Below are 24,313 nucleotides of genomic sequence, written 5' to 3'. Positions count from 1 at the left end.
GCAAAAAGGCAAATGTATGTTCAAGGTATCGTCGAATAGGTGCAAATCAGATATAAGTGTTATCAATGCACTTAAGGGTTTCAATGTTGGGTTATGGCTAATGACAGAAAACGGTGAGGTCCAAGTGTTCTGCTCACGTCTGTATACCGAGTTGGGTGTGAAACTGAATAATACAGATTTTCAATCGTGGATTTTGCTAATACATGAGGAAGACAGAGACCGATATCTTACAGCGGCCCTTCAAGAGTTTGATTCCAGAAAACCTAATGAGCAAACCACGGTGCGGTATCGTGTTAAGAAGCCTGATGCATCATATTGCTGGGTAGAGGAAACTAGTGTTATGTTCAAAGAGGGCTCTAGTAACTATCTTGTTGGCATGCTCCGGGACATCTCCCCTTTTCTTAATCTTGATCTACGTGTGTCTGAATCCGTTTTTCGTGACAGGCAGTCAGGTTTGTTAAATCAAGAAAAACTCGAAATTGATGTGGATGCTCGCATGGGGAGTATCGCGCTTATCACGATTTATGTCGATGAGCTTCGATCGCAGATACATAACTATGGTGATTTGGCAGGCATGGATTTTATAGAGCTCATCAAAAGTTGTTTTGTCGTCTTCGATGAGCATTGTTGCCTATTTTACAGAAACAGCGTTGAAACTTTCTCTGTACTCATTACGGGAGATGTTACAGAAGCACAAGTATCTCAACTGTGCGAAGCATTTATTGCTGAACTCGAGCAAAGCGGTGATGGTCGAAGTGAATTGTTAGCACGAAGAGTGTATTTAGGTGGATATATAAGTAGAGATCCCAAACAGACGGCTAGTTCGGTCATATGGTGGTCCTCGCAAACATGTGATTATGCATTTAAGAAACAGTCACAGAAATGGGCGATATGTAGTTCTCTGGTTCACGATGAAGTATCTCGTTATCTACATATCAACACTCATTTGGAGGAAGCTCTGCTCTCTGGGGCAATCACTGTCAGTTATCAACCTATTGTGGACAAGGATTCTCAGCGGCTAGTCAGTTTTGAGGCACTAGCGAGATGGGATACTTACGAGTATGGCCACATCTCTCCGATAGACTTTATAAAGGTTGCAGAGAGTAAAGGTTTGATAGGATTACTTGGAGAAGTCGTTCTTTTAGACGCGTGTGAGTTTATCAAAAAATATAATCAGTCTTGGGCTAGTGACATCAAAGTAAACGTTAACGTTTCAGTATTGCAATTGATTGATCCGTACTTTCCAGAGAAAGCAAAGTCTATCGTTGAGTCATGTGATTTAAAACCTGAACAAGTAGTGTTGGAGTTGACGGAGTCAGTTTTGCTCGAAGACAAATTTATAGCTTCAGAGCAACTTATGCAACTGAAGGAATCTGGCTTTGTTTTAGCGATGGACGATTTTGGTAGCGGACACAGTTCGATTATTAGCTTTTTTAAGTACCCGTTTGATCAGCTAAAAATTGATAAGGAACTGGTTCATCGTGCGGTAGAAGATGCGCGAACATCATCTTATGTTATGTTTCTTTACACGCTTTGTTCAGAGCAGGGGATTTGCTTGACTCTAGAAGGAATTGAATCTCAGTTGTATTTGAATAGTTATAACTATATTGGGAGTTGCAATATTCAGGGCTATCATATTTCGATGCCATTAACTAGATTAGCGGCTTTTGATTTTGGATAATCGCCGATGATAACCAACGTAACGTCCTGTTATTAGCATTACTCACACTGTAAGTTAAATTTCCTAAAGTGCGCTTAAAGTTAAGATGCAACGTCATGTCATTTTCTATTACCTCTTTGGAGCTTTTTATCATGTGCTAAATTGTAAAAATTAAAACTTAACTCTCTAGAAGTGAAAGATTATTAAATGTTTAATCGATTTTTTGACAGTTATCACTTAGTCCAATTGTTATGCTAGGACATTGTGTTGATAGTCAGGTACTCATGATTTATATAACTTCGGTGTTATATTGGTTTATACATTAAATAATAAAAAATGTTTGGCCAATGTGATTTAATCTTGGGGAGATAACAAGTCTGGAGGTTTTAGGTGAAAATAAGAAATGCGAAGTTCTTGTATTCGAATAATAATTACTCTGCACCAGTTTGGTTGTTTTTGGTATTTTTAATACTGACTTCATTAAATATTATTATAGCTCTAGAGTTGGATGTAAATCATGCTATTGTAACTTTTTTACATTTTGCTCTTGAAATCATTCTTCTTTCAATGGTTCTGGCCATTATCTTTGATATTAGGAAGATCCCCAAGTACTTAATAAAAAACTATTATTCTATCTATATAGGGTTCCTAGTAGCTCTTTGCTGTTTTATAACTTCATTTTCCTTAGAGGTTTTATTGGGTGAGCGGCCTGAACAAAGCCACACAGGGTTATTTCTCGGACTGGTAAGCTGCATAGAGCTCGTCGGTTTTTTGATTATATTATTGGCGCTGAGAAATTTAGTTCGCAACTTATATTCTTCTTATTGCTTAGCTAAGAGGCACTCTTTAACGGATTGGTTGACGCTGTTGCCAAATAGAAGAGGGTTCTTTGAGAGCCCCAACGTCACTTCCAACTGCAGACAAGCTATCCTCGTTCTGGACATTGATCATTTTAAGAGTATCAACGATGTATATGGGCATGAACGTGGGGACAGGGTGTTAAAAGTTTTTGCGGAAATGCTGAGAGAGAGCACTCTTGGTCATGACTTTTGTGCTCGCCTTGGGGGTGAAGAGTTTGTTATATCAATTTATGAGGGTGATGAATCGAAAGCAGTAATGCTCGCTAAAAAAGTCATTCAACGTACTGAAGAAATTCATTATGACGTAGATAGATCCTTAACGGTCAGTATTGGTATATCCATTAAACCTGAAGGTGGAGATATTTTAGAAGCGCTGAGAATCGCTGATAAAGCTCTGTATAAATCGAAAAAAAATGGACGGAACAGGTATGAATTCTCAAGTTAGAATAATATTTATACCGCTTGTTTGAACTTGATATTATTAATTTCGAGCTGTAATGAGGAATGAGGATGATCAATTCTATATCTGTTAAGGTTGGCTTTATAATTGGCCTGTTGGTGACGGTTGTTGTTGGTGGTTACGGTTATTATGAATACGTGAAAAAACGAGATGGCTTGTGGGAGCAACGTAAATTTGACGTTGAAAAAACATCGAAAAGATTATCTGAAACTTTGCCATCAGCACTATGGGATGAGAATGCTGAACTGATCGAATTGTTGATTAGTTCTGAGCAGGACTCTCTATATATAGACTCTATATCTCTTTTTGAGAGTACTGATGAAAAAGAGATAGATAAACACGATATAGATAAGAATAAAGTATATATTCCATTGGTTTATGAAGTTGGTGGTTATAACTCAGGCGACTCGTTAGGTTGGGTTGAGATCACCTTGTCAGATGAACATATCCAGAATGAACTTTCAGAATTACTGGTTTTGAAAGTGGTTGAGGATCTGTTCTTGATATTGTGCTTAGTCATTAGTGTCCATCTATCACTGCACATATATGTGTTGAAACCAATCAATATTGTAACGGCCAGTCTTCAAGATATAGCCAATGGTAATGCTGACTTAACAAAGAGATTGCCAACTCTTCAACAAGACGAGCTTGGTCAACTCGGCACGGCTTTTAATGCGTTTGCACATCAGATTCAACATTTGATTTCCGACGTTAAGGACTCAGTCAATGATTTGTCCACCATGTCCTCAGATCTTGCGAAATCCTGTGATTTGGGATCACAGCTGCTTTATAAACAGAGCTCTGATACAGAAGGTGTCAATGAATCCACATCACAGTTTTTGGATGCGTCGAATGACATAGCGAAAAGCGCAAAAAGTACAGCGGAAAGTGCCACAGCAGCGTCAGCTCACGTCTCGGATGTTTACAAACAAGTTAAAGAAGCTGTTAGCTCAAACGGTCTTATGGGAACAGAGCTCGATCTAGCCTGTAAAGCGGTAGCTGCTCTAGAGTCAGACGTTCGTGGGATTAACGATCTGCTCAGCGTCATAGGCGACATTTCCGAACAAACGAGTTTACTTGCTCTAAATGCAGCGATTGAAGCCGCTCGCGCTGGGGAGCAAGGAAGAGGTTTTGCCGTTGTTGCTGATGAGGTTAGAGCATTGGCTGCGCGAACTCAACATAGTACGAGAGAGATTGAAGATTCATTGAAGCAACTAATTGACCAAACGCTGGCGGTTGTTAGTTCTATTGATAGCTCGCGCAAAACGAGTAATGAGTGTATGACAAGCGCAATGAATTCCAAAGAGTTGCTGCAAAACTTAAAGCATCAAATTGAAACGATTGAGCAGTCGACGGATAGCATTTCTACAGCTTCGGATGAACAAAGTGCCATTTCTGAAGCTTTAGATCGAGATATTCAGTCAATTTTTTCTGCAGGAGTGGAAAGTAAAGATATGTTTGATTCTATTGGAGCCCTTTCTAAGCGATTAGACGAATCTAGAAAAGTACTATCAAGCAAAGTAAGTAAGTTTGTAACGTAGGAGAAATAACAATGAAGAGAAGAGCTATGTTTATCGCGATGCTCTCGTTCCCTATGCTGGCTTCAGCAAAAGGAGCTTTGATGATCAATTCTATTGATTGGTGTCCGCAGCTTTGTTCTGACCCTGAAAAAGAAGGTTATGTCATGGACACCGTGAAAAAGGTGTTTGAAGGCAGCCCCTATGAAATAAAAGTGTCTGTCTTCCCTTGGTCGCGCGCAATCAAAGGGGCGGATAGCGGTAAAGCTCATGCTTTATTAGCTCCAGCTAAAGATGAAGCCCCGAGTTTGATTTATCCAAATGAGCCCGTTGGATTACAGCGGATGTGCTTTTTCACGAATGCCGATTCCGATTGGCGCTACGAGGGAGTGAGCTCACTTGATGGGAAAAGATTTGGAATCGCCGCCGACACTTCTGTTGAAGAACTTAATGCGTACATCTCTGCTCACTCGTCTCAATTCGAGCAAATACCTTATAATAGTGAGTACATCAAGCGAAGCCTAACTAAGCTTAAAAAGAATAGGATAGAAGCTTTCCTGTTTACGTATTCTTCAACAGTTTATGAAATGTCACTGCTTGGGGTCAGTAGCGACTTTAAAGAAGCCGGGTGTGCAAGTAGCGCCCCAATTTATTTAGCGTTTACCCCAAATTCTCGGCACAATCCTCTGGTATCAAAAGCGATGAACTATTTTGATTCGCGAATGAAAGAGCTACATAAATCAGGGGAGATAGATAAGATAATGAAAAAGTATGGCCTCACGGATTGGAGTCAATATCTTCAGCGATAGAATCGAGTTCAGTTTGTAAGTCATTGGACGCGAATCCCTTCGCATATTAAGTTTTGCCCGTTTTATCGTTCCCCCACGTTATATACGTTGCAGATAAAACGGGCTTTTTATTTTGCGCCCTTCATACAATATTAAATTGATTTGAAACCCATTTGCTCTCTATATGTCGATTGGACGACTGTTTTCGTTGGAACCATCACATTGCAGTTCGTATTTTTTCTCTCATGGATGTTGGTTTCAACAAACTGAGTTGATTTGACTCTTTGTTGATGAATTAGGACATTGAGTACCTGCCTACTGCCAAAATACACTCCATCTACGTCTCATCGTGTTAGATGATTTTTAGAGAAATGTTCGGTGGTCTTACTAGGAGGTTTCAGTTGCGTAAGTTATATGGTTTTACATTAATGGAACTCATAGTGGTGGTCGTTATATTGGGGACATTAGCCGCTGTTGCCTTTCCTCGACACTTGAGTATTGCAAACGAAGCAAGGTTGGTCCTTCTAAAAGGTGTAAGTTACTCCCTGCACCTTGCGGTTACATTTGTAGAGGCAAAATCGATGGCAAGCGATTTGTATCAAAACCGTGGTGTTGATGTGAAGGGAACTAAGTTGGATATGGGGGGATTCGAACTTACAATTTACAATAAGGGTACGCCAAGAGAAATCTGGGAGAACGGGTTTGAACACTTGATAGAAGGCGATATATATCACTTAGGTACAGGTGAATCGGCTTTAGATAAAACCTGTTTGAATCGTTTGTGTGTGGTCGACAATTTGAAAGTATCTAACGTGATCGCAGGTAAAGAAGGCTACGGTATGTTTTTTATACCTAAGGGGTCGTTTTAGCCAATAAGGAGTGTTTCGTTCACTACGCATTCCAAATTGATACTAGCGGTTTGTTGGTGTATCGCGAGATAGGCATTCAGCCTAACGGTTGTTAGAGGAGTGAAGTTAAAGTGTTTATCATCACTGAACGGGTGAGAACAGGAGTTGGACTGACTGTGCGAACTTAGCCCTGATCTCATTGTCCTCATAGTTGCACAGTGCCACATTGAGTTACTCTTTCAATGGGTGCTTTGCCATTTCCATCAGTTTGTTCTTTTCGTTACGATGCAAGCATGGCAGATTTCATACGAACGCTTGCATCGATTCCTTTTCATGATTAAGTAAGCAAACAGTGACCTAGGACTGTCGTTTCAAATCTACTAACCAGTTAGTTGTAATATCAACAATAGGTTTAGGATACTTGCTCCAGCGAAAATGGTCGAGTACGTGATTACTGTATTCACGTGAGGTCAATTCAACTTTGCTAACTTCGGCAAGGGGCAGTTTAGAGGCCAAGCGCTCAGCGCTTGATTTTGGCACCAACAAGTCTCCCTCAATAGAAATAAAGAGGACTGGTAAGGATAGGCTTTCAAGCAGTTTGTTGTAGTCGATTTCTGTGTTGCGTATTTGGTATCTTCCTTTGAGCCCCTCGTACGTCCAGTCTGAAATCAAGTTCTTCGGTTGTCTGCCTCCAAACCCCAGTATGTGTCCTGGAAAATAACCTAAGATTGCGTTTACGCTTCTGATAGCGTTGATGCCAAGATAGCGTTTACATCGTTTCAAGAGTGACGGCAATGACTGATAATGATTGCTTCCGCCAGCGATCAGCACTATGCCTCGCACTCTTGATTGATATCCATTTTTGATCAAGCTTGAAGCGTGCAGCAAAGCGAGTTGGCCTCCAAGACTATGCCCACATAACCAAACGTTGAGTTTAGGGTATCGCTCAATTAGCAGTGGAACAACAGTAGAAAGGTCGGTTTCCAATATCTCTTTGTATCCAAAATTATCTCTTCTAGCGTCTTGTAATGAGCTGTGTCGCATTCCTCGCATTTCTATGGCTGCGAAGGTAAAGCCACTGTTCGTCAGTTGTTTTGCAAAGTCTTTATAATAGTCAACTGATACTCCGAGCGCTGGTATAAATATTATCAGTCCCTGACTTTTGTCGATGGGAGAGTGTAGTTGAACGACAGTCTGGTGTCCGTCGGGTAGGTTAATGGTAAGTGGTTGCATTTCCAAACTATTCCTTATCATTGTGAAATACTGAATTTTCTGTTTCTACGCAATGGTTAAATCAATCAAGAGCTGAGAGGTACTCCCTGCCAAACTGACTTTTCACATGTACTACTTCGAGCGGCCTTGAATTGAATATGAGTACGTGTATTTATTCGATAGGAAACTCTTGTCTTGTTATTCTCAAATTCAAACATGATATCCATCTCCATGAATACAATTACCTGAGGGTTTCGAACTTGATAAATGATGCTTCATTGACATGATATTCTGCCTGCGGGCAGTTTTTATGAGCCTCAAATTGTCATCATCGCCTCAGTTTAAGGAGGCAAAGTGATCGTTGTCAATTTATTTAGTCCAGGTGGACTTTTTATTGTGGACCGTGTGGACATAAAAGAATAGGGCATGTATATTGGCTCATGAAATGTTGTTGAAATGTCAAAAGTTGAATGGCTAGATTTTGGTACCAATGAGTGGCTGCGGATCAGTTACGACGGTCACTGCTTAAATTCCGAATTGTAAGAATTGCAGATGTTTCAATTCATAGCGTTAGATAGGGCAGCTTTTTTCTAATGGAGGAATTCGGTTTGATAAATGTGGTAGGGGCCAAACCAAAAGTCGTTGAGCTCAGTATTTTTTCAAGAGCCTAAGGAGTAAGCGCTGATGATTTAATAAGAAGCTTTTTGCGCTTCGAACAAGATTATCTTTCTGAACAGCGAGGCGTCATGTTCCATTGTCTGGCTCAAAACTCTAAGGGTCTTTATGGAAGCCTACTATTCGCTCAAGACTTGATTACTCTCGATGAAGTGACAAGATCTTTTCCTTGTAGCAAGGTTTACCCTTCCTTATTGGGGTGTATCGACAGAAATACAGCCTACACGCAGGTTCACGCTATTTTGTCCGAGCGTTTTCTCTTACCAGAAAGTTTTCAATATATTGAAATCGGAGAGTTTGAACCAAAGGACAAAGATTTATCAACAAGGTTAGAGGAAGTCGATTTTAGACAGGCTGCTAACACCGTTGGCTATTTTTTGGGTAGGAGAAACGATGGCCATTTTTTAGAGTTTGTATTTGGTGAAACCTTAGAGCACACGCATAGCCAAATATTAGACAGTGAATATGGAATCGGCATCAACACAGATCATGATGAAACGTTTGACACTTCAACAGGTAGCTTTCGTTTTTGGTCCCTAATCGCATAATGACTCCGAGAAAAATGGAATTTGAGCTGATATACATGAGGCCTCTTGGTTAATTCTGCTTAATCGACGAATTTGAGTAGTTTAATTGTGAACATTGGGGGGGGATATTAACTTACTGACTATGGTGAGCATTATTAAGGGCCTAGACCTTAGGAGCAAAGTATGTCCAAACTCGAAAAATTGTTACAGCATTTAGCAAGCCACACAGATATGAACTGCGGTTTCGAGAGGACGGATTTTTTGGAAGACTTTTTCAAAGAGGAGTTGATTAATTTAGAGGAGTTTTCGTGGTGCTAGCGCGTCTTAAGTTTCCTGAACAATTGAACGGTATGTTTACTTTAAGATTGATTAGGTTTGCTAATCTATCTTCTTCACTGATCACAATTGTAATTGGATTCAATCGGTTAGTACGATTTTATTAATATCTTTCACTCTCGTGTATGCATTAATCACATATCTGGCTATTTTGTATAGTGCTAGTTACGTTAGCAATATTGCGGGAGTTGTTTGGAGGACCGAACAAGAATGGCTTATCGATGGGCTATATTTCGCAACAAGCATCCGCTTTTGGGTTCTGGATTTGAGTTGTTTGTTATTGCCTTGCTCATTTTCTCAGTTGTATTACCTTTGGTATCAGAAAGTATGTTTAGTTTAGCTACTGCTGCTTCTATGTGGTTATTTGGTCTTACTTCTGTATGCGTTTTTGCAAGAAGCGAAAAGTATCAAAGTAGCATGCCGAATTGATAACTGTGATCTCTTATCAGGGTTGCGTCTATTAACGAGGGAAAGTGAGCCCTTAGATTCAGTGGATAGTGCATGTAGGCATATTGAGTTTGGCGAGAGAATGGAATACAGTGCGATACGTGATGCTCTCGAATACAGAGGCTTCGTAACTTAGTTTATTACTAAATTTTGTTTCACAAATGAAGTTTTTGAAAAAGTGGGCAAGCACGATGTCATTTTGTTCATCTTTTCGTCAAACTCTGTTGAGAAACATGTGGTGACTGAGTAGTGATGATCGAATTCGCTGTAAAGGGTGGATAATTAAAAACAATGCAATGATATAGACCTATTAGTGAAAAATTATTTCTATATTTCTCGGATCAATATCATTTTGGATGAGAGTGTTCTGTTTTTTCCAAAGCCTTACCTTAGGGGGACAATCAGAGAAATATTGTACCTTTATATTTGTTTTCTTTTGATTAGGAAATAAGAGCCGGCCTCTTCCAGTCTTGCTCGTTGTAGCTAGTGCTATTTCATCTGCATAAGTAACTCCTATGCGGTTCAGTTTTAATATGTCAGTGTCTTTCCCGTGAATAAATCGATAAAAGAAAAATTGCTATCTAGCAAACCAGCTTCTTACTTAGATACGTAAAAGTGGTACGGGATTTATAAATTTAGTAGAGTTCAATCAGTCGAGCTCCCCCCATATTATTTTTAATAGAAGTGGCTATAACTAGTTTTGGGGTAGCTGTATTAGCGCCACGAGTTACATAATTTGGTTCTGGCAAAAATATCAATAACCATATAATTCGTTTTTTTCATCGCAAAAAGTACTGTTAGCTCAAATATTAATACGGAGTTGAAGGATCCAATAAGATGTATCTTAAAAATTTGGTTCTTTTCAATTAATAGCTAAGTAATTAAATCGCCATTTGGCAAAGAATACGCATGGTTGGCGTTCTCTATGCCTTCGATTCTATTTAGTTCAGCAGAGAATTTTCAGCTAGCTATTTTTAAAAGCTAATCATTCACAATACCTTGTCTATCACTGTTTTTGACATAATCCTATAACACTTCCACTTAGCCCCTAAATTGACTACCCCAAGCTTTTATCAATAGTGCTATGGCTTTCTTTCTGTTTTCTTGATTGGCTGGAAAGCTCCTTATGTACCGTAGGAGGAGTGGGGTTCAAGCAAAAATCCAGTACAGGTAGTAAATAGCTCTTCTTTACTTGAGAATTTGTGATGAAGCGTATTTTTGGATGCCCCCAGAGCATCAGCTATACCACGCATTCCTATTCCGTTCAGAGCGTGTACTGAAAAATATCAGCGGATTTGGCGATAAGTTCGTGATGACATGCTTCTATACTGATTATCTTAGGCATGATTTTCTACTTTATAAGTACATTTGGGCTATATTTTTGTTTGATTTATAAGTCCATTGACGGGTAAAAATAAATTTTTTCGGTTCACACAGGCTAAAAATTGACAAGGTAAAGAATGATCGAGTATTCTTATCTGGACCAGTTGGACTATAAAGGTTGAATTTTCGGTTTTTTCTTAAACTATCGCAGACAAAGGGGGGGGAGGCTATTATGAACAAGGACAAAACAGTCTTAAATGACGCACCTATTAACTGGGAGTGCAAGGGTAAATTTAACTTCACTACAGGTTATGGCGCCACAAAGACTGAGAGTGCTATTGCAAATTATGCTTCGTTCCTCGCGCCTCTAATCCTATACTTTTTTTCATGGAAAGAGCTTGATTGGAATGTATTACAAATTACCGTTGCTTCTATATTAACGTTAGACATTATCGGTGGTGTACTAACGAATTCGCTTAGTTCTATGAAGCGCTATCTCTATACCAATAACGATCTTGATGTAAATTGGTTGGGGAAGTTAGTTGGAAGTAAATTCCTATTTCCAGCTGTCCATTTCCAATTGTTTGCGATCCCATTGTGTTTTGATATTGCATGGTCTTATGCCTTTTTTTGGTACGGTATTATGATGACATCAATTATATTCATTCATCTTATACCTTTGTACCTACATCGCCCTGTCGCGTTGTTGATTGTTATGTTATCGATTATTTTGGCTCAGCTTACCTCTTCACCTGTTGGCCTTGAGTGGATGGCTCCAATTTTCATCATCAAGTTAGTACTTTCTCATGCGGTAAGAGAAGAACCGTATCGTCGAACATTAACGGAGTAGATGACTATAAAAGGCACAGTAAGGCGCCATGGTTATCATAAACCAATAAGATAAGCCCCATGTGTATGAACAATATGTTAGCAATATAAGAGGAAACCAATATGTCAGGGATTACAGATTTAGACGAACTGTTACGTTCGGCAAGTCCCAAATTAGTAGAAACTGAGTTTGTATTTTGTACTGTTTCAGGTCAGCTTTCAGACTACGTTCAGTTAAATCCAGTCGCTACGTTTGTTGAACCTGAGGGCTTAACTTTGGTTCTTGAAAAGTCAGTCGCAGAGAAAGCTGTTTTGTCGTTTGATGGTACGTATAGTCAAATCACTTTGACGGTTCACTCTAGCTTGGAAGCAGTCGGTCTTACAGCAGCAGTTGCGAGTAAGCTAGCGTCAAAGGGCATTAGTGCTAATGTAATTGCAGCTTATTATCACGACCATATTTTCGTTCAAAGTAGCAAGGCTGAAGCGGCAGTTTTAGCGTTAGAAGAGCTCAGTTTTTAAGGCGGTATTCGACGACTTCGGTATTGCATTGCTCACTCCTTAACAGCGCGTTAGCCGTCGAAACTAAAAGAGAATTATGAGGTATGTATGTTAGTTACGAGTGCATTTTTCGCAATACTATTAGGTGTAGTTCATTCCTATCTAGGTGAGCGCTATATTTTGATTCGGCTCTTTAAAAGGGAGTTACCTAAGCTACTTGGTGACGACTGGTTTACAAAGAGAGTTTTAAGATTTGCGTGGCATTTAACTACAGTAGCTTGGTGGGGGTTTGCAGGAATTCTTTTTATACTTTCAAATCCAGGTGAGTATATCCAAAAGCAAATACTTATGGTAATCGCCGTTGTCTTTTTAGTTAGTGGCTTGTTTTCGGCCTCATTCACCAAAGGTAAACATATATCGTGGATATTTTTCTGGTTAATTTCTGGGTTGAGTTTTTACGTTGCAAAGAGTATGACCTTTCCCCCTGAATTAGCACCATGACTTCGATGAGATTTCTAATACACTAGAAATAATGGAGATCTCAAAATGAAAAAACGATACACGGAAGAACAAATCATTAAAGCGATAAAGCAGCACGAAGCTGGTGCTAAGGTAGACGACATTTGTCGTGACATGGGGATATCATCGGGCACGTTTTACAATTGGCGTAGCAAGTATGCAGGCTTGGAAGTCAACGAAGCGAAACGCTTAAGAGAGCTTGAGTCTGAGAACAACAAGCTCAAGAAACTGCTCGCCGAGAAGTTACTTGAAGTTGAAGCGATGAAGGACGTCGTCTCAAAAAAGTGGTAACGCCATCTTCTCGAAAGCTCATCGTCCGCCACCTAATTGATACTCACCAGTTAAGCGAAAGAGCGGCCTGCAAGCTTGCATGTTTGAGTCGAACGGCGTTTCGATACCATCCTAAAGCCGCGTCAGACATAGACGTACGTGGGCGCTTGAAAGAACTCGCGGCGCAATACTCTCGCTACGGTTACTTGATGCTCCATAGCTTACTAAAGGCTGAGGGCTTGGTTGTGAATAAGAAGCATACGTATCGCCTTTACACAGAAGAAGGGCTGCAAGTCAGGACGAAGACACGGAAAAAGCTACAGCGTCCTCGATTGGTCATGGATGTTCCAAGCAGATTGAACCAACGCTGGTCGATGGACTTTGTCTCCGACCAACTGAGTAGTGGAAGACGCTTTCGCATTCTCAATGTCGTTGATGACTATTAACGAGAAGTCGTCGGGCAACTTGTATCTGTATCAATCAGTGGACAGCAAGTCGCTCGCTTTTTGACTCAACTGATTGAAGTGCGTGATAAGCCTAACCGTATTGTTTGCGACAACGGAACGGAATTCACCAGTAAAGGCATGTTCTTTTGGTCTAAGACAACCTCGGTAATCTTAGCCTTTATACAACCAGGTAAACCGACTCAAAACGCGTTCGTGGAAAGTTTAAACGGCAAGTTCAGAAATGAGTGCCTCAATCAGCATTGGTTCCGCACTCTGGATGAAGCAAGGTACGAAATAAAATTATGGAGAGAGCACTACAACCATATTCGACCCCATAGCTCTCTAAATTATATGTCGCCAATTGATTATGCCAATCAAGCGGCGTAAACATGGGAAACTTCATCGAGGCGGTGGTATTAATCTCGGGGAAAGGTCAGCGTCAGAGCTTTTACAGTTGGCGTTTCCCCACCACGCTCAATCTTTAGTTGATCGACCCAGCGTCGTAAGGCCGTATCACCGATGTCTAGAGAGCGTGCCGCTTCAGATATTGAGTAACCTTGATCAAGAACAAAGCTTGCGGCATCTACTTTGAACTCAGAAGAAAATGTACGTCGTTGTCGTTTTGTCATTGAACACCTCATTTATGGTGGAGACTTTACCACCTAATTTGGTGTTCGGGATCATTAAACCACTACATTGTGCCTACTCGATGTAGCTAGTCAGGGGGCTAGCAGGGTTAATGTGTACTGAATATCAAATACTTAATCTGTTATTGTTAAGTTGACGAACCAGGTTACCACCTTTGGAGCGATGCATACAGTCTGTTTGAGTGCACTGTACGTATCGCTCGAAATTGTCCCTTAACACAACTTAAAATCGCTCTATTGAAGATATTGTTTCGAAATTTGTGCGCGCCGGCTTGGACGGTCCTTAACTATTCTTCCTAACAGTGCCCCTATGCTTACAAAGGCAAGCGCTATTAGATGGACCATTTCAAGCTCAATATCTTGGTAAACAAAGACCATAAGCAGGGTTGAGATGAGAGGAGTAAAATAACATAGAGTACCAATAAAGCGGGGATCGCCATGCCGCACAGCATAGTCCCATGTGTAAAAAGCTAGCCCCATAGGTCCGAGACCTAAAGCAATAATCGATAATACGTCTTTTCCATCCAAAGTCACACCCTGAGAGCTAGGCATAACTAGAAAATAACAAACAACAGAAAGGACGCCAGAGATAAAGCATATACCCGCCACTGTGGAAATACTCATGTGTTTATTTTTCTTGTTTGACAATGTATAAAACGTCCATAGCAGTGCGGCCAGCAGAGCCTCTGTATAACCTAGTAAATACTTACCAGAGAAAGAACCTTCGCTTGGAGAGAGGGCTATTGCAATTCCTCCAAAACCCAGAATGCCACCCAGAATATGTCCCCAATTAAGTGGAAGGCGAGTAACCAAAGGTGAACCAAGAACAATAAATAGCGGCCAAAGATATTGGATCAGATTAACGTTAATTGCTGGTGCTTTAGCAAAGGCATCAAATAGAAGATAATGGTATCCAAACATTCCTGTGATACTAAATATCCAGTACTTTATGGGCATGTTCCACTGTCGCCAGTAGCGCAGACCTGGAAGTGATGCAACAATTAAAACAAGACCAACACTTAGTAGAGGTGAAATATGTTTCACGCTGACGGTTAACACCGCCAGCGAAGACCACATAAGAATCGTTATTACGGCTACTAAATGAGCGGGATTCATTGGTTATCCTTTACTAATAATGTTATGTTCAGGCCCAAAGGCAAACTTAGTTATGTTTTCCGCACCCTCTTCGTTCACCACCAAAATATCATGCTCACGATAACCTCCAGCGCCTGGTAGGCCCTCAGGAATCATTAGCATAGGCTCCATAGAGACAACCATCCCAGGTTCAAGTACGGTGGTAATATCTTCCCTCAACTCTAAGCCCGCCTCTCTACCGTAATAATGACTCAAAACACCGAAAGAGTGACCATAGCCGAAGGTTCTGTTTTCTAGCAGACCGTATTGTTGATAGATCTCATTCAGCTCAGTCGCGATATCACAGCAGCGAACGCCGGGTCGGATTAATTCGAGCCCTTTTTTGTGCACTTCACAGTTGATTTCCCATATACGAAGATGCTCATCGCTACAATGATCTAGAAAAAGAGTGCGCTCAAGTGCAGTATAATAACCAGCAATCATAGGAAAACAGTTGAGGCTTAAAATATCACCTGACTGAATACGACGAGTGGTCAGTGAGTTATGTGCGCCGTCCGTATTGAGCCCTGATTGGAACCAAGTCCATGTGTCGCGTAGTTCAACATGAGGAAAGGTCTCTGCAATTGCGCGGGTCATCGCAGTGTTTGATGCCAATGCAACTTCATATTCCGGTACGTTTGCAGCTATGGCTTCCACACAGGCTGCGCCCCCAATATCTGCGATTCGAGCGCCATGCTTAATTAACGCAATTTCTTCTTCACTCTTAACCATGCGTTTTTTCATGACTTCATCACTGATATCAATGAAACTTGCACCTGGTAAAGTATGAACGAATTTTTGTTGCGCTCTCAATGTTAGATGATCTGATTCGATACCAACTTTACGAACACCCGGAAGCAACGATGCTATGGCCTTATAGTAATTATCCTGCTGCCAATCCGTATAAATAAGGTTGTCTCCGAGGCTGCGACGATACGGTTGGCCGCCGTCAATATTGGCCGATATGGTTACAGAACGATCCGCTGTGACAACTAAGGCGTAGGGGCGACCAAAGGAACAGTAAAGAAAGTCGCTGTAATAATTAATATTCTGTATTGATGTGAAAACTATAGCATCTAGTTTGTTCTGCTCGAGTAAAAATCGAAGGGAGGCTAATCGGGAGAGCATTTCAGTTGAAGAAAAGGTGCCCTTCACCTTTTCACCATTACGAATTTCAATAATATCTAACATTGGTTTGAACCTTTTCTGATTACAATACCAATATCTTGTTCCATTCTATTTGAGCGGACAAACAATGAATATTAATGCGTCTATTAAGTCAGCTTATACCCCAATGCTAAGTTTAGCGGTCGTTCACCAATTTATGTACGTCGTACTGCTGTTCAAATAATCTCGCCTGCTGCTTCATCCAATTAAAAAATGTTTTCACCTGAGGTCGTTCTATAAGTTTTTTAAGACAAACTATATAGACGCCGTCATCTTCCATTGCGTGCCCAAACAAAGGGATAAGGCGACCTTTTGCTACATCTCTTGCAACCAATGCATGACGACCCAACGCGACCCCTTGACCATCTATTGCTGCCTGTACAATAAGGTCTGCCTGATTAAAGCTGTATCCACTGTTATAGTCTATTCCTTTAACACCATGATCAGATAGCCAGCGTTGCCAGGATGTAGATAACTTTGCCTGAGGTATAGAGTCATGCAGAAGAACCGCTTTGCTCAAATCATCCGGCGTTCTTAGATCGAGGCTTTCAACTAGTTCTGGGCTCGCCACAGGGTAGATATAGTCTCGAAATAGCAGATACTGCTCCATAGAGGGCTGATCTCCCACGCCATGACATATACCGACGTCAACCTCTTCATTGCGGAAATTGGGTTCTGCTAGGTTTGCAACAAGGTGTAAATCTATATTGGAGTTATCTTGGTAGAAATCTTTCAGGCAGGGCATCAGCCATCGACTAGCAAATGAAGGCATACAATAAACCTCTAGTCGGCTCATATACTCACGTGTTTCTATGTCGTTCAACGTATCTCGGATCTGAATCAGTGCCAACTGAACCGAATGAAATAATTGTTCACCATTATTGGTCAATAGCAATTGTCTGGGTTTGCGCTCAAACAACTTGAAGTTCAGGCGATCTTCCAATTGGATGACTTTTTGACTGACAGCACTTTGTGACACGCATAATTCCTGAGCTGCAAGAGTAAAACTTTCATGTCGAGCGGCGGCTTCAAAATAGCGAAGAGCCTCCAGAGGTGGTAGTCGTAGGGACAACGCGCTTTCCTTATTAATGAGTGCACCTGAAAAGGAGCTCCGTTAAAAATGTACCAGGAAACAAAGCATCATATATGCCAACTAAGCAATAAAAGAAAGACCGTTAGACCTGCGGTCAAAACTGCTTGCTGGTTACATCCCCTACATTTTAAGTGCACCTTTTTAGTCCAAATCTGGTGAAAATCTGCTCGGATTTGGTGCATAACTTCAGCTTATGATGATTGATTAGTAATCACTGTTTGTCTCAGGCCCTGCGTCTGTATCAGGATAGTAATCAAGGTATTACCCGATTAACTGGAATGAGGTCATGTATATGAATACCCAAATATCAATCAGAAAACTATTTGTGAGTGCTGCTTTGTTTTGCTCTGCAGTTTCTCAGACAACACAAGCAGACCTACTTGATGACATCAAGGAAAGGGGCGAAATCGTAATTGCGACGGAAGCGCGTTATGCCCCTTTCGAAATGCTTGAAGATGGCAAAATCGTTGGTTACGGCAAGGATATATTGGAAGAGATATTAAAGGATTTGCCGGGTGTAAAGTTAAAGCAATTGGATCTGCCGTTTCAGGGCATTCTTGCGGGTCTTAATGCGAACCGCTACGATTTTGTTGCCACATCGCTCACCATTACAAAAAGCCGCGCAGACAATTACGCCTTTACCTATCCAATTTCTACTGCGTCGGTTGCCATGTTAAAACGTAAGGGTGATTCTCGTATCACGAAGCCAATTGACATGGAAGGGATGATTGTTGGTACTCAGGCTGGTTCCGCTCAACTGGGTGTAATTGCTTCCTTTGAAGAAGAAGTGCTAAAAACTAAAGGGGCAGGTTATAAAGCGATAAAGGAGTTTACTGACTACAATGAGGCGTACGCTGCTCTGGCATCTCGCAGGGTAGATGTAGTGCCGCAGGCGATTCCAAATCTCGCCCCAATCGTCAAAGAGCGTCCGGATATGTTCGAAATTGTTCAGCCTCCATTTGGCCCTGCTACCTATTATGGCTGGGTGGGACGTAAAGATACAGACTCTGCGACACTGGTACAGTTCTTTAGCGATGGTATCGAAAAGCTCCATAAAAGCGGTAAATTGACTCAGCTTCAGAAAAAGTGGTTTGGATTCACAATGGAGATTCCAACCGGGACTGTTCCAACTCCAGTTAATTAATCTTGTCCATTTTAGGGGCTGGATTTGAGCCCCTCATCAATACAAGCTTACCGAGAAACAAAAATGAGTAATAATAATTATGAACATGGCCGTCTGAACCTGCCTTTTGTTGGCTTTTGTACTTTTGCAAAAAGTCCTACTGTAGAGTTCGGTACGATGTTTGAGGCTGATTTCGCAATTCTGGGAGCTCCCTATGATATGGGGTGCCAATATCGTTCTGGTGCTCGCTTTGGTCCAAGAGCCATTCGTCAGGCTTCGACATTGTTTTCATTTGGTCACAGCGGAGCTTATGACCATGAATCCGATACGCTGTATTTAGAACAAGAAAAAGTACGGATCGTAGATCTTGGTGATGTTGACATAATCCATACAGATACACCATCTTGTTTGCGGAATATTGAACAAGGCGTTCGAGGCATACTAAAAAACGGGGCTATTCCAGTAACGCTTGGTGGGGATCATGCCATTACTGCAGCAACCGTTGCAGCTTTCAGTGAACAGGATCCTATTCACATTATTCAAATTGATGCTCACCTAGATTTCGTCGACGAGAGACATGGTGTTCGTTATGGTCACGGTAATTGTATGCGCCGTGTATCTGAGATGGAGCACGTAACTGGTCTGACACAGTTAGGTATTCGTAATGTATCTTCTTCAAACCAGATGGACTATACAGATGCGCGAGCTGTTGGCTCAAATATTATTTCTGTACGCCAATTTAGGTCGCAGCCCTTGGCCGACATTCTGGCTAGTATCCCAAAAGGAGTGCGTCTCTACATCACCATCGACATTGATGGGTTTGATCCTTCCATCGCTCCAGGAACTGGAACTCCCAGTCATGGAGGTTTCAGCTATTACGAAGTATTAGAGCTTTTAGAACAGTTGTGCCAGCATGGTGATGTTGTCGGTATTGACGTATGTGAAGTTTCTCCCCCATACGATTCAGCCGAAATAACAGCAACCCTCGCTGCGCAGCTACTAATGAATTTAATTGGTTACGTAGCACACTATTCAGACGAGGTAACAGTATGAGCCAGAATCCACAGCAACAACCCCGCTATAGTGGTATCGCTACCTTTATGCGTTGTTCCTACAAGCCTTCTTTGGAAGATGTAGACATAGCTTTGATTGGTGTTCCCTTTGATGGCGGTGTAACCAATCGAACAGGCACTCGCCATGGCCCTCGTGAAGTACGCAATCAGTCCAGCTTCATGCGGACGATCAACCAGGAAACAGGTACCGCACCTTTTGAGCTGTGCCGTGTAGCAGATGTGGGTGATGCGCTTCCTGAGAGTCCATTTGAACTAACACAAAGTCACAATTCAATTCAGAAATTTTTCGAAAGAGTTTTAGCCTGTGGTGCTCTACCAATTGCAGCTGGCGGGGATCACTCGATTACGCTGCCTATCTTAAGAGCTCTGGCAAAAGATGGCCCAGTGGCGTTGGTACATTTGGATGCCCACTGTGATACCGGTGACGACTATTTAGGTTCCAAGTTTCACCACGGCTCCCCTTTCAAAATAGCTGTTGAAGAGGGACTCATCGATCCAAGAAAAACTATACAAATCGGTATACGCGGAACGGTTAATACCTCAGATATCTGGAGCTTCAGCCACGAAAGCGGAATGAGGGTTATTTATATGGAGGAGTTCTATCAATTAGGTATAACCGGAGTTCTGGATGAAATTAAGCTATTGGTTGGTGAGGCCCCTGTTTACGTTACCTTCGATGTTGACTGTCTCGACCCTGCCTTTGCTCCGGGAACTGGAACGCCAGAAATTGGTGGCATGACCTCCTATGATGCCCTTCAGGTCATCCGCGGACTAAGTGGCTTGAATATTATTGGCGCAGATGTCGTTGAGGTTTCACCACCATTTGATCCTACAGGTGTCACCGCTCTGGTAGGTGCAACAATAATGTTTGAGTTGCTCTGTATTGCAGCAGAATCTAAACACCGCAAGGACAGAGCAACAGGAGGTTGATATGTTAGATTTTACGGTGGTTCTTGAGAATATGCCTTCGCTGTTACGGGGCATGTGGATGACTACTTGGATTTCATTGCTCTCGATAGCCATCGGTTTCTTCATTGGAGTGGTGCTTTGTCTGGGTAGAATGTCTACTAAAAGGTCAATTTGCAATATTTGCGCTTTTTATATCAGTTGTCTGCGAGGAACACCGCTACTTGTACAGCTTGTAATAGTCTTCTATTTTTTGCCGCTGATAGGTATTCAGATACCTTCAATTGCAGCAGCGATTATTGCACTGTCCATGAACACTGCAGCGTTTCAGGCGGAGATTCTGCGAGGCGGTTTTCAGGTGCTGCCTAAAGGGCAAAGAGAAGCTGCATGGACATTTGGTATTAATGGATGGCAGAGGCTCAGATATATTGAGTTGCCACAGGTGTTCCGACAAACGCTACCATCACTCGTTAATGAAACAATCGATATTGTAAAAAACTCAGCACTTATTTCTACTATTGCCGTTACAGACTTGATGCGTATAGCCCAGACATACTCATCTACGACTTATCGCCCCATTGAGTTCTTTGTTACCGCAGGTTTACTCTATTTAATACTAACATCCTGTATCGGCGTTGCTGGTCGCTATATAGAGTCAAGGCTAGAGATTCATTAGGAGATAGAAGATGGATTTTTCACTTTATGTTAACTACGCACCTCTTTTAACTAAGGGATTGGTATATACCCTTTATGTCTGCTCTATGTCGCTGTTAATTAGTGTGTCTGGTGGCTTGCTTATCTATGGTCTTAGTCGTATTAAATTAATTGTAGCTAAAGTTTTCTATGCGGCTTACTTGACCCTTTTTCGCGGTACTCCGCTTTTGGTGCAGGTTTATCTTTTGTTCTATGGCGGCCCATTTATAGGTATAGAGCTGTCGGCAGAGCAGGTTGGTATTATTGGACTTGGATTATACGGTTCTGCCTACTTTGCTGAAATCTACCGTTCCGGCTTTGCCAATATTCCGAAGGGTCAGCTAGAAAGTGCATTTGATTTGGGTTTTTCAAAATTGCAGATACTGATTCGGGTACAACTGCCGCAAATGCTGGGGCTAATAATCCCCCCAGGAATTAACCAGAGTATCATTTTGGTCAAAGAGTCAGCTATTTTGTCCATTATTACTGTACCTGAAATTACTAAAGCCGCGATTAGCATGGCAACACAAACCTTTACTGTGGTTGAACCGTATCTTTTTCTGGCTGTAGCGTACTGGATTATCACATTTGCCCTTTCGCGTGTAGGACGCTGGAGCGAAAGCTATGCAACACGCTATCTAGCCAGAAGCTAATGAAGTTATAAGGACATATGATGACAACGAAGCATGCAATAAAATTGGTCGATCTCAAAAAAAGCTTTGGCGACAATGAAGTATTGAAGGGAATTAATCTGGAAATTGATTATGGTGAGGTAGTTTGTATTATTGGCGGATCAGGCTCAGGAAAAAGTACAATGTTACGATGCATGAATTTTCTTGAAAAGTATGACTGCGGTGAAGTGCTAATTAATGGCAAAATGATTGGCTATGGTGCGGATGGGCAGGGGAATTTTTTAACTCAACCAGATCATATTGTCCAGAAAAGCTTGAGTGAAGTTTGTATGGTTTTTCAGCAATTTAATCTGTGGCCACATATGACGGTGATTGAAAATGTAATGGCTCCTCTAGTGTATGTTAAAAAAATTGCAAAAGATGAAGCTAGGCAACGTGCTCAAAAAGTGCTTGAAAAGGTAAATATGGCTCATAAGGAAAATTCTTACCCGAATCAGCTTTCTGGTGGTCAGCAGCAACGAGTAGCCATAGCACGCTCATTGGCAACCGAGCCGAAAATCATGCTGTTTGATGAGCCAACATCTGCTCTTGACCCCGAGTTGGTTGGTGAAGTGCTTAAGGTAATGAAGTCGTTGGCTCAGGAAGGCATGACTATGGTTATAGTTACCCATGAAATGGGCTTTGCCGCTCAGGTCTCTGATAAGGTGGTTTACTTGGCAAATGGCGAAATAGAAGAACAGGGGCATCCTGATATCCTGTTCAAAGAACCCAAATCAGACTATTTGAGAGGTTTTCTTAGCACTTGGTCAGACCGAAACAGCAGATTAGATGTAGCCTAGGTGTATCGGAGTGGAAACCTCATGGTTTCCACTTTTCTTAGGGTATGAAACACATAAATGCCCCAAACCATCTTAACCCTAACGAACTGACCATCTCGCCAGTTCTGTAAGAGACCAAGTTTATCTAACCAGTACTTGGTGCTCGTTTTCAACCCAATTCTCAATCATCGAGGCGAACATTCTCGGTTGATCCGCCCATGAAAAGTGACCTGCTTCGGGGAGAATATGCAGTTTACTATTAGGTAGTGCTGCATGGATACGTTCAGCATTACTGACATCAAATAGCACATCTAATTCTCCCCAAAATACTAATGTTGGGATCTGAATTTCATCGAGACGTGCCGCAATCGCTTCAGACTTTGCATGAAAATCTTTAAACCAATGTATCACTTCAGGCGCTCTACCTGCATAGGATTTCTTATAATCATCAATTTCAACAGCGCTGGCTTGGTGTCGCACGGCTCCAATCTTGGCAGAATACGCGATAAGCGGACCCGCTCCTAATAGAGAAGTGGTGGTTCGCATGAAACCAAACCTGGCCAGCATATCGATCATAAAACCAAGCTCTACTGGGTTGGGATTACCGATACTGTGGCCTATCACCATACTGGTCAATCTGTGATCGTGGTCGAGCACATAACTAAGGGCAGAAGCCATTCCTACATCAGGAGCGACAAGGTGAATGTCGTTTAGCTCAAGAGCGTCAAAGATTGCAGCAAGGTGACTTCCTTGAACGGTTGGCGTCATATCATGACGATTACCTTCAGAGCCACCAAAACCGGGTAAATCTATTGCGATTACTCTGAAATTGGCAGTGAGTGATTCCCAAGAACCCGCAAAATTGAGGATACTAGCCGGAAATGGGCTGAGTAGAACAACTGTTGGTGCGTCAACGGGACCTGCTTGTGCCAAGCGAATTTTTCGCCCAGCGATAGTGCGAGTTTCCAGTGGTATATTGACAACAGGGTTTTCAAATGATTGCGCTCGCTTTTGAGCTGCTTTCACTTTAGGCCATTCCGGAGAGACGAGCAGCAGTGAGGCAGCGTTGAGCGTATCAAATAGATTTAGCTTCTTCATTTCTCATCCTTAAGTAATTTGATCTGCACTATGAATCTTGAGCGTAGTGTTAGGCAATTTATCTCTATTTCAGTCTATTCATTAGATACTAAAAGTCTAATTGCCGAAACTCATTTCTGTCCGTGCGACCTGAAGTCGTATGAAGCGTTGTTCACCACGACAAGAGTGAACCGTCTGTATCACCAGATGACCCTGGGATCCTGAATAAAGCAGCGGATCTGACAATGTAACGAAACTTGGCCGTTAGGCTGAGTGGGAACAAAATCGTGAGAGGATGTTCCTCCTGAAAACCACAATTCGGGTAAGTGCTAGGGAGTCAATATGATGAATGTAATGTGAATCCATGTAAGGTGCGTTATACGATGAAGCAGTGGAAGTGGTTAATACGCTGTAGCCAAAATGGCAATGAGAGTCGGAAAGAGGTTGGACATTACTCTTTCGTGATCAGCGTACTCTTCGCAATATAGTGGGCATCTAAGTTGACATTTTACGCAACATACGGAACAGGGTAAGCCTGTATATCTCCCTATGGGAAAGCAGCCTGTGAAGGTTGCCGATAGGTATGCAGGTAAAGGAGGCTAGAAAAAGCGAATGCTACTTTGTAATGAAGTGGATACAGGTTTATATCTGGCGCGAAAGCGAGCTGACTTCTAACTGGTCTCCCGTTGCGAGATAGCTTGAAGAACTTTATTAAAGAAGAAAAGCAAATGATGAT

The 24,313-nt window shown here is 41.7% G+C and carries 21 protein-coding genes and 3 pseudogenes; 17 read left to right on the top strand and 7 right to left on the bottom strand.

From position 1 onward, the window contains the following. Positions 1-100 precede the first annotated feature (100 nt). The 5 genes from C4S60_RS00465 to C4S60_RS00445 all read left to right on the top strand — a co-directional run bounded on the left by C4S60_RS00465 (position 101) and on the right by C4S60_RS00445 (position 6,154). Positions 101-1,681 (top strand): sensor domain-containing phosphodiesterase, encoded by a 1,581-nt coding sequence (locus C4S60_RS00465; RefSeq protein WP_160111313.1) that lies wholly within the window; start codon positions 101-103, stop codon positions 1,679-1,681. Between the two features lie 369 nt (positions 1,682-2,050). Then, a complete protein-coding gene (locus C4S60_RS00460; RefSeq protein WP_103878352.1) occupies positions 2,051-2,965 on the top strand; it encodes a GGDEF domain-containing protein in 915 nt (304 codons plus the stop codon). A gap of 65 nt (positions 2,966-3,030) precedes the next feature. Continuing rightward, positions 3,031-4,521, top strand: coding sequence for a methyl-accepting chemotaxis protein (locus tag C4S60_RS00455; protein ID WP_160111312.1), 1,491 nt, complete (start codon positions 3,031-3,033; stop codon positions 4,519-4,521). 11 nt (positions 4,522-4,532) lie between these two features. Continuing rightward, the gene (locus C4S60_RS00450; RefSeq protein WP_103878350.1) at positions 4,533-5,306 is read left to right on the top strand and encodes a substrate-binding periplasmic protein; all 774 of its coding nucleotides are present in this window, start codon (positions 4,533-4,535) and stop codon (positions 5,304-5,306) included. Between the two features lie 380 nt (positions 5,307-5,686). After that, entirely contained in the window at positions 5,687-6,154 is a 468-nt protein-coding gene (locus C4S60_RS00445; protein WP_160111311.1) for a prepilin-type N-terminal cleavage/methylation domain-containing protein, read from the top strand. A gap of 336 nt (positions 6,155-6,490) precedes the next feature. Here C4S60_RS00445 and C4S60_RS00440 read toward each other — a convergent pair whose 3' ends face one another. After that, on the bottom strand, positions 6,491-7,366 hold the full coding sequence (locus tag C4S60_RS00440) for an alpha/beta hydrolase family protein (RefSeq protein WP_160111310.1): 876 nt from the start codon (positions 7,364-7,366) through the stop codon (positions 6,491-6,493). Positions 7,367-8,049: 683 nt separating this feature from the next. Between C4S60_RS00440 and C4S60_RS00435 the strand changes: the two genes are divergently transcribed. Both C4S60_RS00435 and C4S60_RS23400 read left to right on the top strand, forming a co-directional pair. After that, positions 8,050-8,568 (top strand): hypothetical protein, encoded by a 519-nt coding sequence (locus tag C4S60_RS00435; RefSeq protein ID WP_103878347.1) that lies wholly within the window; start codon positions 8,050-8,052, stop codon positions 8,566-8,568. Between the two features lie 525 nt (positions 8,569-9,093). Then, positions 9,094-9,312 carry a hypothetical protein gene (locus C4S60_RS23400; protein WP_146060828.1) on the top strand — a complete coding sequence of 73 codons (219 nt, stop codon included), beginning with the start codon at positions 9,094-9,096 and terminating at the stop codon, positions 9,310-9,312. A gap of 1,142 nt (positions 9,313-10,454) precedes the next feature. Here C4S60_RS23400 and C4S60_RS23725 read toward each other — a convergent pair. Further along, positions 10,455-10,601 (bottom strand): annotated as a pseudogene (locus C4S60_RS23725) (TetR/AcrR family transcriptional regulator); the annotation flags it as partial. A gap of 284 nt (positions 10,602-10,885) precedes the next feature. Here C4S60_RS23725 and C4S60_RS00425 point away from each other — a divergent pair. The 4 genes and pseudogenes from C4S60_RS00425 to C4S60_RS00410 all read left to right on the top strand — a co-directional run bounded on the left by C4S60_RS00425 (position 10,886) and on the right by C4S60_RS00410 (position 13,601). Then, complete coding sequence (locus C4S60_RS00425) at positions 10,886-11,503, top strand: hypothetical protein (protein WP_103878346.1); 618 nt, start codon at positions 10,886-10,888, stop codon at positions 11,501-11,503. A gap of 101 nt (positions 11,504-11,604) precedes the next feature. Next, a complete protein-coding gene (locus C4S60_RS00420) occupies positions 11,605-12,000 on the top strand; it encodes an ACT domain-containing protein (RefSeq protein WP_103878345.1) in 396 nt (131 codons plus the stop codon). A gap of 87 nt (positions 12,001-12,087) precedes the next feature. Beyond that, positions 12,088-12,480 carry a hypothetical protein gene (locus C4S60_RS00415; RefSeq protein ID WP_103878344.1) on the top strand — a complete coding sequence of 131 codons (393 nt, stop codon included), beginning with the start codon at positions 12,088-12,090 and terminating at the stop codon, positions 12,478-12,480. 45 nt (positions 12,481-12,525) lie between these two features. Continuing rightward, positions 12,526-13,601 (top strand): annotated as a pseudogene (locus tag C4S60_RS00410) (IS3 family transposase). Between the two features lie 50 nt (positions 13,602-13,651). Here C4S60_RS00410 and C4S60_RS00405 read toward each other — a convergent pair. The 4 genes and pseudogenes from C4S60_RS00405 to gcvA all read right to left on the bottom strand — a co-directional run. Then, positions 13,652-13,843, bottom strand: a pseudogene (locus C4S60_RS00405) (transposase); the annotation flags it as partial. 252 nt (positions 13,844-14,095) lie between these two features. After that, on the bottom strand, positions 14,096-14,977 hold the full coding sequence (locus C4S60_RS00400) for a DMT family transporter (RefSeq protein WP_103878342.1): 882 nt from the start codon (positions 14,975-14,977) through the stop codon (positions 14,096-14,098). 3 nt (positions 14,978-14,980) lie between these two features. Next, on the bottom strand, positions 14,981-16,186 hold the full coding sequence (locus C4S60_RS00395; RefSeq protein WP_103878341.1) for a M24 family metallopeptidase: 1,206 nt from the start codon (positions 16,184-16,186) through the stop codon (positions 14,981-14,983). Between the two features lie 112 nt (positions 16,187-16,298). Then, positions 16,299-17,234, bottom strand: a complete 936-nt coding sequence (gene gcvA / locus C4S60_RS00390) for a transcriptional regulator GcvA (protein ID WP_160111308.1) — start codon at positions 17,232-17,234, stop codon at positions 16,299-16,301. Between the two features lie 313 nt (positions 17,235-17,547). On the opposite strand from gcvA, the gene C4S60_RS00385 reads away from it, so the two are divergent. From C4S60_RS00385 to C4S60_RS00360, 6 genes are all read left to right on the top strand, one after another. Further along, positions 17,548-18,399 carry a transporter substrate-binding domain-containing protein gene (locus C4S60_RS00385; RefSeq protein WP_103878339.1) on the top strand — a complete coding sequence of 284 codons (852 nt, stop codon included), beginning with the start codon at positions 17,548-17,550 and terminating at the stop codon, positions 18,397-18,399. A gap of 63 nt (positions 18,400-18,462) precedes the next feature. Then, entirely contained in the window at positions 18,463-19,431 is a 969-nt protein-coding gene (gene speB / locus C4S60_RS00380; protein WP_103878338.1) for an agmatinase, read from the top strand. Then, the gene (speB, locus tag C4S60_RS00375) at positions 19,428-20,381 is read left to right on the top strand and encodes an agmatinase (protein ID WP_103878337.1); all 954 of its coding nucleotides are present in this window, start codon (positions 19,428-19,430) and stop codon (positions 20,379-20,381) included. The genes speB (C4S60_RS00380) and speB (C4S60_RS00375) overlap by 4 nt, the downstream gene beginning before the upstream one ends. Before the next feature lies 1 nt (position 20,382). Further along, positions 20,383-21,033, top strand: a complete 651-nt coding sequence (locus C4S60_RS00370) for an amino acid ABC transporter permease (protein WP_103878336.1) — start codon at positions 20,383-20,385, stop codon at positions 21,031-21,033. Positions 21,034-21,043: 10 nt separating this feature from the next. After that, on the top strand, positions 21,044-21,703 hold the full coding sequence (locus C4S60_RS00365; RefSeq protein ID WP_103878335.1) for an amino acid ABC transporter permease: 660 nt from the start codon (positions 21,044-21,046) through the stop codon (positions 21,701-21,703). Positions 21,704-21,723: 20 nt separating this feature from the next. Next, positions 21,724-22,521 (top strand): amino acid ABC transporter ATP-binding protein, encoded by a 798-nt coding sequence (locus C4S60_RS00360; RefSeq protein ID WP_167390948.1) that lies wholly within the window; start codon positions 21,724-21,726, stop codon positions 22,519-22,521. Between the two features lie 120 nt (positions 22,522-22,641). On the opposite strand, the gene C4S60_RS00355 is transcribed toward C4S60_RS00360, so the two are convergent. Continuing rightward, positions 22,642-23,598: an alpha/beta fold hydrolase gene (locus C4S60_RS00355; RefSeq protein ID WP_103878333.1), complete on the bottom strand. Its 957-nt coding sequence runs from the start codon at positions 23,596-23,598 to the stop codon at positions 22,642-22,644. Between the last annotated feature and the right edge of the window lie 715 nt (positions 23,599-24,313).

Source organism: Vibrio hangzhouensis (genome assembly GCF_900107935.1).
Taxonomy (GTDB): Bacteria; Pseudomonadota; Gammaproteobacteria; order Enterobacterales; family Vibrionaceae; genus Vibrio; species Vibrio hangzhouensis.
This window is presented reverse-complemented; position numbering and strand designations above follow the sequence as displayed.

Bases quoted from the DNA above. Each gene is read 5' to 3' on its own strand.
- C4S60_RS00465 (WP_160111313.1), top strand. From the start codon at position 101: ATGACAGAAAACGGTGAGGTCCAAGTGTTCTGCTCACGTCTGTATACC.
- C4S60_RS00455 (WP_160111312.1), top strand. From the start codon at position 3,031: ATGATCAATTCTATATCTGTTAAGGTTGGCTTTATAATTGGCCTGTTG.
- C4S60_RS00450 (WP_103878350.1), top strand. From the start codon at position 4,533: ATGAAGAGAAGAGCTATGTTTATCGCGATGCTCTCGTTCCCTATGCTG.
- C4S60_RS00440 (WP_160111310.1), bottom strand. From the start codon at position 7,366: ATGCAACCACTTACCATTAACCTACCCGACGGACACCAGACTGTCGTT.
- C4S60_RS23400 (WP_146060828.1), top strand. From the start codon at position 9,094: ATGGCTTATCGATGGGCTATATTTCGCAACAAGCATCCGCTTTTGGGT.
- C4S60_RS00425 (WP_103878346.1), top strand. From the start codon at position 10,886: ATGAACAAGGACAAAACAGTCTTAAATGACGCACCTATTAACTGGGAG.
- C4S60_RS00420 (WP_103878345.1), top strand. From the start codon at position 11,605: ATGTCAGGGATTACAGATTTAGACGAACTGTTACGTTCGGCAAGTCCC.
- C4S60_RS00415 (WP_103878344.1), top strand. From the start codon at position 12,088: ATGTTAGTTACGAGTGCATTTTTCGCAATACTATTAGGTGTAGTTCAT.
- C4S60_RS00400 (WP_103878342.1), bottom strand. From the start codon at position 14,977: ATGAATCCCGCTCATTTAGTAGCCGTAATAACGATTCTTATGTGGTCT.
- C4S60_RS00395 (WP_103878341.1), bottom strand. From the start codon at position 16,186: ATGTTAGATATTATTGAAATTCGTAATGGTGAAAAGGTGAAGGGCACC.
- C4S60_RS00385 (WP_103878339.1), top strand. From the start codon at position 17,548: ATGAATACCCAAATATCAATCAGAAAACTATTTGTGAGTGCTGCTTTG.
- speB (WP_103878338.1), top strand. From the start codon at position 18,463: ATGAGTAATAATAATTATGAACATGGCCGTCTGAACCTGCCTTTTGTT.
- speB (WP_103878337.1), top strand. From the start codon at position 19,428: ATGAGCCAGAATCCACAGCAACAACCCCGCTATAGTGGTATCGCTACC.
- C4S60_RS00370 (WP_103878336.1), top strand. From the start codon at position 20,383: ATGTTAGATTTTACGGTGGTTCTTGAGAATATGCCTTCGCTGTTACGG.
- C4S60_RS00365 (WP_103878335.1), top strand. From the start codon at position 21,044: ATGGATTTTTCACTTTATGTTAACTACGCACCTCTTTTAACTAAGGGA.
- C4S60_RS00360 (WP_167390948.1), top strand. From the start codon at position 21,724: ATGACAACGAAGCATGCAATAAAATTGGTCGATCTCAAAAAAAGCTTT.
- C4S60_RS00355 (WP_103878333.1), bottom strand. From the start codon at position 23,598: ATGAAGAAGCTAAATCTATTTGATACGCTCAACGCTGCCTCACTGCTG.